The sequence below is a fragment of the Streptomyces sp. WELS2 genome, assembly GCF_013870595.1.
Taxonomy (GTDB): domain Bacteria; phylum Actinomycetota; class Actinomycetes; order Streptomycetales; family Streptomycetaceae; genus Streptomyces.
The window spans coordinates 1-1,598 of the sequence record NZ_JACBWZ010001161.1 but is presented as its reverse complement, the minus strand read 5'-3'; the positions used below and the strand labels follow the sequence as shown (position 1 = coordinate 1,598).

Sequence of the window (1,598 nt, the reverse complement as noted above, 5' to 3'; positions counted from 1 at the left end):
CGGTGATCAGGGCGAACAGCGCGGCGGCCGGGCCGAGGGCGCGCAGCCCGGGCGCGCCGTGGGACAGCGTGTGCCAGGCGGCGATGACGAGGAGTCCGCAGACGACGAAGGTCTGCCGGTAGGGGCTGCCCTGCGGGGTGGCGAAGGCGTGCCAGACCAGGTGGGTGGGCGCCCACTGCAGGGACAGGACGGCCAGCAGCACCAGGGCGGTCCAGCCGGCCCGGACCCGCCCCGGGACGGCCCGGTGGAAGGGCAGGGCGAGGGCGAGCAGCAGCGCGGTGGTGCCGACGTACAGGGCCGGGGAGCCCCAGCCGTACGACGTCGGCAGCAGCCGGGCGAGCACGTCCTCGGCCGGCACCGGATCGAAGACGCGGACCCGGCCCGGGTAGGCGTGCCGGGTGCCGGAGTAGACGGTCAGCACCAGCGGGGCGGCGAGGCCGATACCGAGGGCGGTGGTGAGGGCGGCGCGGCCGGCCGTCGCGAGGGCCTGCCGGCGCGGTGGCCGGGTGAGCACCAGCCGGAGCAGCAGTACCAGGGCGGCGCCGAGGGTGGCCATGTAGGCCGTGTAGAAGTTGGCGGTCCAGGCGAGCGCGACGACGAGCACGCCGGGCAGGAACCGGCGCCCGGTGCGCGCCCATTCGCCGACCAGGCACAGCAGGGGCAGGGCGATCAGCCCGTCCAGCCACATCGGGTTGTAGTCGGCGTCGGCGAGGGTCCAGCCGCACAGCGCGTACGAGGCGCCGAGCAGGCCCGCCGCCCACCAGCGGCCGGGCCGGCAGGCGAGCAGCAGCGCGGTCATGGCCGCGGCGGCGCAGGCGATCTTCAGGACGGTGATCACGTACACCGCGAGGTCGATCTCGTCGCGCGGGAAGAGGGCGACCAGCAGGGCGAACGGGCTGCCGAGGTAGGTGCCGAGGTCGGGCAGGAAGGAGGCGCCGTAGCCGGACTGCCAGTTGACGAACAGGCCGCCCTCGGCCCTGCCGTGCAGCAGGTCCCACAGGTGGGCGTGGAAGGGCACGAACTGGTTGCCCAGGTCGTTGACGCTGCGGGTGCGCGGCCCGAAGGGGTAGCTGCGCGCGAGGGCGTCACCGGCGCAGAACGCGGCGGCCGTGAGGGCGGCGGCGAGCAGGCAGGCGGCCCGCCCCGGCCGGGACATCGCTTTCACATCCGGTTCCCGTCCGGGTGCGGCCACGGCTTGTGCCCGGCGTCGCCGGGCGCGTCCGGTGGAGTGCTGCGCTGCATTTTCGGTGTCCTCACAGAATGCGTACGCCGTCTATTCGCGGACTTAGACGGAGCGCGTTTCCGATTGGTTGTGCGCTCACCGAAAAATAGGGCGACTTTCTACGCACCCGGGAAACACCGAGTGAATTTGATGACCGGCCGGGTAATTCTTGATTTCCGGCAGGTGTTTTTAAGGTGAACCGGCCTTGCGGGCCGCGTAGGCCCGGGCGGCGCGGACCCGGTTGCCGCACTTGGTGGTGCACCAGCGGCGGCCCGCGTGGGAGCGCAGGAACCAGCGGGCGCAGTTCCGGGCGGCGCACTCGGTGAGCTGGGCGGCGTCGGGGCCGGTGAGCAGGTCGGTGGCGTCCTCGGCGAGC

Annotated in this window: 2 protein-coding genes; both read right to left on the bottom strand. The window is 73.2% G+C overall.

Annotation, left to right across the window (positions count from 1 at the left end):
- Positions 1-1,156: YfhO family protein (locus H5J33_RS34625; RefSeq protein ID WP_181798622.1), on the bottom strand; the 1,156-nt coding region annotated here is incomplete at its 3' end.
- A 255-nt stretch (positions 1,157-1,411) separates the two neighbouring features.
- A partial coding sequence (locus tag H5J33_RS34620) for a CGNR zinc finger domain-containing protein (protein WP_181798621.1) occupies positions 1,412-1,598 on the bottom strand: 187 nt, incomplete at its 5' end.